Source organism: Mesorhizobium sp. FG116, assembly GCF_057809835.1.
The window spans coordinates 1-6,356 of sequence record NZ_JBMDKS010000057.1 but is presented as its reverse complement, the minus strand read 5'-3'; the positions used below and the strand labels follow the sequence as shown (position 1 = coordinate 6,356).

General features: G+C 60.5%; 7 protein-coding genes. 5 read left to right on the top strand and 2 right to left on the bottom strand.

Annotated features, from left to right (window positions below):
- Positions 1-165: 165 nt before the first annotated feature.
- Positions 166-1,377, bottom strand: a complete 1,212-nt coding sequence (locus ACODTY_RS22900; RefSeq protein WP_488996478.1) for an NADP-dependent isocitrate dehydrogenase — start codon at positions 1,375-1,377, stop codon at positions 166-168.
- A gap of 270 nt (positions 1,378-1,647) precedes the next feature.
- Here ACODTY_RS22900 and ACODTY_RS22895 point away from each other — a divergent pair, with 270 nt between their 5' ends.
- Both ACODTY_RS22895 and murI read left to right on the top strand, forming a co-directional pair.
- Complete coding sequence (locus ACODTY_RS22895; RefSeq protein WP_488996479.1) at positions 1,648-2,517, top strand: RNA methyltransferase; 870 nt, start codon at positions 1,648-1,650, stop codon at positions 2,515-2,517.
- A complete protein-coding gene (murI, locus tag ACODTY_RS22890; protein WP_488996477.1) occupies positions 2,510-3,307 on the top strand; it encodes a glutamate racemase in 798 nt (265 codons plus the stop codon). The genes ACODTY_RS22895 and murI overlap by 8 nt, the downstream gene beginning before the upstream one ends.
- Positions 3,308-3,325: 18 nt before the next feature.
- On the opposite strand, the gene ACODTY_RS22885 is transcribed toward murI, so the two are convergent.
- The gene (locus tag ACODTY_RS22885) at positions 3,326-3,964 is read right to left on the bottom strand and encodes an NAD(P)-dependent oxidoreductase (RefSeq protein WP_488996476.1); all 639 of its coding nucleotides are present in this window, start codon (positions 3,962-3,964) and stop codon (positions 3,326-3,328) included.
- 158 nt (positions 3,965-4,122) lie between these two features.
- On the opposite strand from ACODTY_RS22885, the gene ACODTY_RS22880 reads away from it, so the two are divergent.
- From ACODTY_RS22880 to rpsD, 3 genes are all read left to right on the top strand, one after another.
- The gene (locus tag ACODTY_RS22880) at positions 4,123-4,521 is read left to right on the top strand and encodes a winged helix-turn-helix transcriptional regulator (RefSeq protein WP_488996475.1); all 399 of its coding nucleotides are present in this window, start codon (positions 4,123-4,125) and stop codon (positions 4,519-4,521) included.
- Positions 4,522-4,593: 72 nt separating this feature from the next.
- Positions 4,594-5,301, top strand: a complete 708-nt coding sequence (locus ACODTY_RS22875; RefSeq protein ID WP_488996474.1) for a 2OG-Fe(II) oxygenase — start codon at positions 4,594-4,596, stop codon at positions 5,299-5,301.
- Positions 5,302-5,596: 295 nt separating this feature from the next.
- Positions 5,597-6,214: a 30S ribosomal protein S4 gene (gene rpsD, locus ACODTY_RS22870; RefSeq protein ID WP_488996473.1), complete on the top strand. Its 618-nt coding sequence runs from the start codon at positions 5,597-5,599 to the stop codon at positions 6,212-6,214.
- Positions 6,215-6,356 lie beyond the last annotated feature (142 nt).

Below are 6,356 nucleotides of genomic sequence, written 5' to 3'. Positions count from 1 at the left end.
GCGTGGCGATGAATAAGCATATCCATCTCTTCGTCATCCTAGGGCGGAGCAGGCCAAAGGCCGTCGCGGAGACCCTGGGATCCATGCCGTGACTAAACGGCAGTGTGGAAGTGATGCAGAATTGCCCCGATGCAAAAGGCGGCGCAGAAGCGCCGCCCTCGACCGTCAGCCCATCGCCTTCTGCAAATTCTCGTCCACCTTGTCGAGGAAGCCGGTGGTGGACAGCCAAGGCTGGTCCGGACCGATCAGCAGGGACAGGTCCTTGGTCATGAAGCCGCTCTCGACGGTGTTGATGCAGACCCGCTCAAGCGTTTCGGAAAAGCGCTTCAAGTCGGCGTTGTCGTCCAGCTTGGCGCGGTGCGCCAATCCACGTGTCCAGGCAAAGATCGAGGCGATCGAATTGGTCGAGGTTTCCTGGCCCTTCTGGTGTTGGCGGAAGTGACGGGTAACGGTGCCGTGCGCCGCTTCGGCTTCCACCGTCTTGCCGTCCGGCGTCATCAGCACGGAGGTCATCAGGCCGAGCGAGCCGAAGCCCTGCGCCACCGTATCGGACTGGACGTCGCCGTCATAGTTCTTGCAGGCCCAGACATAGCCGCCCGACCATTTCAGCGCGGAAGCCACCATGTCGTCGATCAGGCGATGCTCGTAGGTGATCTTCTTTTCCTTGAACGCGTCCGCGAATTCCTGCTCGTAGACTTCCTGGAAAATATCCTTGAAGCGGCCGTCATAGGCTTTCAGGATCGTGTTCTTGGTCGACAGATAGACCGGATAGCCGCGCAGCAGGCCATAGTTCAGCGACGCGCGGGCGAATTCACGGATCGACTCGTCAAGATTGTACATGGCCATGGCGACGCCGGCGCCGGGTGCATCGAACACGTCATGCTCGATCACCTTGCCGTCTTCGCCGACGAACTTGATCGACAGCTTGCCCTTGCCGGGGAAGCGGAAATCGGTGGCCTTGTACTGGTCGCCGAAAGCATGGCGCCCGACGATGATCGGCCTGGTCCAGCCCGGCACCAGGCGCGGCACGTTCTTCATGATGATCGGCTCGCGGAAGATCGTGCCGCCGAGGATGTTGCGGATGGTGCCGTTAGGCGACTTCCACATCTTCTTGAGCTTGAATTCCTCGACGCGGCCTTCATCGGGCGTGATGGTGGCGCATTTCACGCCGGCGCCGTACTTCTGGATTGCGTGGGCGGCGTCGATCGTCACCTGGTCGTTGGTGGCGTCGCGATGTTCGACACCGAGATCGTAGTAATCGAGGGTCAGGTCGAGATAGGGGTGGATCAGCTTGTCTTTGATGAACTGCCAGATGATGCGCGTCATCTCGTCGCCGTCGAGTTCGACGACTGGGTTCGCCACCTTGATCTTCGCCATGAAAAGTGCCTCGTTTCTGGAAATCTGGACGGCCATGCCGAAGGGATTGGCCGAGAATGAAGCCCGTATATCAAAGCCATTGTGAGCGCGCAAACGACACGAGGGCCCCTTTTCTCGGCATTTGGAAGCATGGATATGTGGACAAGGGGCTGCTTTTGACCAAGATGAAGTCAGGCTGGTCTTCGCGAGGTCTTGGAAAAGCCTTCATTTTACAAGCCGGATATGGCAGGGACGGCACCAACGCCGCATCAAGACCGTTCGCTTAACGTCATGCCTTCCAGCCAAGACCAGCAAAAAACCCCGATGGCGGGGCCTGTCATTATCCTTGTCGAGCCCCAGCTTGGCGAGAATATCGGCATGGTCGCGCGCGCCATGGCGAATTTCGGCCTGTCGGAACTGAGGCTGGTCAATCCGCGCGACGGCTGGCCGAGTGAAAAGGCTCGTGCTGCCGCAAGCCGGGCCGACCATGTCATCGATGGTACGCGCGTGTTCGATGATCTTACTTCGGCGATTTCCGATCTCAATTTCGTCTTTGCCACAACGGCACGTCAGCGCGATGGGTTCAAGAGGGTCGCAGGGCCTGTCGAGGCGGGCAGGACGCTTCGAAGCCGTTCAAGTTCAGGCCAGCGGACGGGCATCCTGTTCGGGCGCGAGCGCTTCGGTCTCAATAACGAGGAAGTGGGGCTGGCTGACGAAATCGTGACATTCCCGGTCGACCCGGGCTTTGCTTCACTTAATATTGCTCAGGCCGTGTTGTTGATGTCCTACGAGTGGATGAAATCCGGGCTTGAGGACGAAACCCAGACTAATTTTTCCGGGCCGGAAATGGCGCCTGCGACCAAGGACCAGTTGCACGGCCTGTTTGCTCATCTGGAAGCTGCGCTTGAGGCGCGTGGATATTTCCGTCCGGCGGCGAAGAAACCCAAGATGGTGGACAATTTACGCGCCGTGCTGACCCGCGCCGGCTTTGCCGAGCCGGAACTCAAAGTTCTGCGCGGGATAGTTGCCTCGTTGGACTATTTTTCGCCTAAGGAACCACGCGGCGCGGGCTATCCGAAACGCAAGGCCGAGGTCGATCGCGCTTTGCATGCAGAGGATGATCAGAACGTCTCACGGGGCGAGGGGTCGGATCGTGACTGAACAGCCGATCCTGATATTCGATTCCGGCGTCGGCGGCCTCACCGTGCTGCGCGAGGCTCGGGTGTTGATGCCGGACCGCCGCTTCATCTACGTCGCGGACGATGCAGCCTTCCCGTATGGTGCGTGGGAAGAGCCGGCCTTGCGGTCACATGTGCTCGATCTGTTCAGCGTGCTTCTGGATCGATATCGCCCGGAAATCTCGGTCATCGCCTGCAACACGGCATCAACGCTGGTGATTGATGCCTTGCGCGAGAAATTTCCCGGCCACCCTTTCGTCGGCACTGTGCCGGCGATCAAGCCGGCGGCGGAACGTACTCGCTCAGGGTTGGTTTCGGTGCTGGCGACGCCCGGCACGGTGAAGCGGCAATATACGCGCGACCTCATCCACCAATGGGCGTCAAAATGCCATGTCAGGCTGGTCGGCAGCGATCGGCTAGCGGCACTGGCTGAGCTATACATGCGCGATGGCTTCGTCGACGAAGAGGTGGTGCGCGACGAGATTGCGCCCTGCTTCGTGGAACAGGACGGCGCTCGCACCGATATCGTCGTGCTTGCCTGCACGCACTATCCGTTCCTGGTCAACCGCATGCGCAAGACTGCTCCGTGGCCTGTCGACTGGCTTGACCCTGCCGAAGCGATCGCCCGGCGCGCGCTGTCGCTGGTAGCCAAAAGCAGTGCCGAGGATTTTCGCGAGGCCAACGGCGCAGAGCCTGACCTCGCGATGTTCACATCCGGCAGGGCCGAATTTGCGACCCGCCGACTGATGCAGGGATTCGGCCTGACAATCTGATTGCCCGGCCGGCTCGGGTTAGTAGCCCAGCGTGAAGCGTTTTCCTGTATGGCGCGGGGTTTCCGCCTCGTCGAGTGTCGCCACGGCGAGGTCCTCTACAGAGACATGGCTGTCGCCGTTGGCATCCAGGACGGGTTCGTCGCCGCCGAGCCGGAACTTGCCGGTGCGTTCGCCGGGTGCCAGCATCGCCGCGGGCGAAACGAACGACCAGTCTTGCCAGTCACCTTTGCGCAAGCCTGCCAACGCGTCGCGTGCGGCGCGAGCTCCGTCTCGGTAGGCGGCCGGGAACTGCGGCGAATCGACGAACTGGCTGCCGTCCGGGGCGTGCAGGCTGCCGGCCCCGCCGATAACGATCAGGCGAACCTTGGCGGCCTTAGCTGCATCGGCAATGGCGTTGGAGCCGCCAAGATGCTTGTTGTAGATGTCGGGATCACCCCAGCCACCGTTGAATGCAGAGATAACGACATCGTGTCCTGCAAGCTGCGCCGTGAGTGCCGGGACATTGTTGACGTCCACCTGCACGGCTTTGACGTTGGCCGTGGCTTCGACCTTTGCCGGGTTACGGACCAAGGCGGTTACCGAGTGGCCGCGCGTAACGGCCTCTTTCAAAAGGGCGGAACCAACGAAACCGGTGGCGCCGATCAGGGCAATCTTCATGTCATTCTCCTGTGACTTCCGCTTTTCCTTGGCGGGTAAAATGGATATGTTTCGTAATCTGGTTACGATAGGTAACTACATAGTGCGGGAAATTTGTTCGCGGAAGAACGCATGATTTTGTGCCCAGGTTACGTAGAGGGAACTGCATGAACGCCCGGATGAAAGACACCCAATCTGCGCCGCTGCTGCATTCTTCGGCGGGGTTCGAATACGACGGCAACGGCACTTGTCCGGTACGCGACGTTCTGGACAGAGTGGGCGACACATGGAGCCTGCTGGTCATTATCAACCTTCAGGAAAAGCCGGTCCGCTTCAACGCGCTGAAGCGCGGGATTGAAGGCATCTCGCAGCGCATGCTTACGGTTACGCTCCGTTCGCTGGAGCGTGATGGCCTGATCCGCCGTACCGTGAGGCCGACCACGCCGCCCGAGGTGGAATACGCGCTGACCGAACTCGGCCAGTCGATTGCGGTGCCGATCGGCGCGCTTGGGGTGTGGGCCTCGCAAAATCGCGGTCAGATTCGGGCTGCGCGCACGGCATTCGATTCTGCCGGCTAACTTGGCAGGAAACGGAATGCGGCGGACGGTTTCCTGTCCGATAGTTGCGGCGAAGAAGACAAGGACGCCGCAATGAGCCTCGACCAGACCGTTTCCTCGCTTGACTGGACACGCATCGCAAACGCGCTCGACGAGTTCGGCGTCGCCACCACCGGGCCGCTGCTGAGCCGGATCGAATGCGAAGCCTTGCGCGATCTTTATGACGGAGACGGGCATTTCCGCAGCCGTATCGTCATGCAGCGGCACGGCTTTGGGTCGGGCGAATACAAGTACTTCGCCAATCCCCTGCCCGAGCCGATCGCAAGCTTGCGGGAAAGCTTTTACGCCCGCCTCGCGCCGCTCGCCAATGAGTGGAACCGGCGCATGGGGGTCGAGCGCCGCTATCCGGCAGAGCTCGATGCCTTCCTTGCCGAATGCCATGCCAGCGGCCAGGAAAAACCAACGCCCCTTCTGTTGCGCTACCGTGCAGGCGACTACAACTGCCTGCATCAGGACGTCTATGGCGCGAACCTTTTCCCCATCCAGCTTGTCATCTTGCTGAGTCAGCCCAGCGTGGAATTCGAGGGCGGTGAGTTGCTGCTGACGGAGCAGCGTCCGCGCATGCAGTCGCGGGCGGAGGTCGTGCCGCTCGGCATGGGTCACGGTGCGCTTTTTGCGGTCAATGACCGGCCCAAGGCGGGCACCCGAGGCGACTATCGCGTCAAGATGCGCCACGGTGTCAGCCGCATCCGCTCGGGCGAACGTTTCACGACCGGCGTGATCTTTCACGATGCCACGTGAACTGGTATGGCAGCCAAGGCTTTGCGGCGGGATTGCTTGACAACGAGCGGCCCCTCCTTTAGAGCCACGCCAACACCGGGCCGCAACGCCCGGTGGTTTTTATTGTGAATGCCGCGAAACCGGCCGGAAAGCTGTTCTGCACTTTTCATGGTTTCGTTCTACGACGTGTCCCGTGGATCGTCCGTCGCTTGGCGCGGAAGGTCCTGTCAGGTCTCGAAAAAGGAGGCCAGAGGAGGGCGCGTTTCCTTCACTCGAAACATGAGGTTTCGGGTGTATTGTTTTGAAAGGGAATGCGATGAGCAAGCGCGAATCCGCGAAATACAAAATCGATCGCCGTCTTGGCGAAAACATCTGGGGCCGTCCGAAGTCCCCGGTCAACAAGCGTGAATATGGCCCCGGCCAGCATGGTCAGCGCCGCAAGGGCAAGCTTTCCGACTTCGGCCTGCAGCTGCGCGCCAAGCAGAAGCTGAAGGGTCACTACGGCGACATTTCGGAAAAGCAGTTCCGCAAGACCTACGAAGAGGCCAACCGCCGCAAGGGCGATACGCCGGAAAACCTGATCGGTCTTCTCGAGTCGCGCCTCGACGCCATCGTCTATCGCGCCAAGTTCGTGCCGACCATTTTCGCGGCGCGCCAGTTCATCAACCACGGTCATGTCAACGTCAACGGCGTTCGCACGAACATCGGTTCGTACCGTTGCAAGCCGGGCGACGTCATCGAGGTGCGCGAGAAGTCGAAGCAGCTCGTGATCGTGCTGGAATCGGTGGCCTTGGCCGAGCGCGACGTTCCGGATTACCTCGAAGTCGACCACAACAAGATGGTCGCCACCTATGCCCGTATTCCCGGCCTGTCGGACGTGCCGTTCGCCGTCCAGATGGAACCGAACCTGGTCGTCGAATTCTATTCGCGCTGATCGGTGCTTCCAAAGTATTCGACGAGGCCGCCTTCGGGCGGCCTTTTCGTTTTTGGCAGACTTATTCGTTGCCTGACTGCCTCTTTCTCCTCGTCATCCTCGGGCAAGCCTGAGCGCAGCGAAAGGCGCGACCCGAGGATCC

Excerpts from the sequence above, each read along its gene's own strand:
- ACODTY_RS22900 (WP_488996478.1), bottom strand. The coding sequence starts at position 1,377 with ATGGCGAAGATCAAGGTGGCGAACCCAGTCGTCGAACTCGACGGCGAC.
- ACODTY_RS22875 (WP_488996474.1), top strand. The coding sequence starts at position 4,594 with ATGAGCCTCGACCAGACCGTTTCCTCGCTTGACTGGACACGCATCGCA.
- ACODTY_RS22880 (WP_488996475.1), top strand. The coding sequence starts at position 4,123 with ATGAAAGACACCCAATCTGCGCCGCTGCTGCATTCTTCGGCGGGGTTC.
- ACODTY_RS22895 (WP_488996479.1), top strand. The coding sequence starts at position 1,648 with ATGCCTTCCAGCCAAGACCAGCAAAAAACCCCGATGGCGGGGCCTGTC.
- rpsD (WP_488996473.1), top strand. The coding sequence starts at position 5,597 with ATGAGCAAGCGCGAATCCGCGAAATACAAAATCGATCGCCGTCTTGGC.
- ACODTY_RS22885 (WP_488996476.1), bottom strand. The coding sequence starts at position 3,964 with ATGAAGATTGCCCTGATCGGCGCCACCGGTTTCGTTGGTTCCGCCCTT.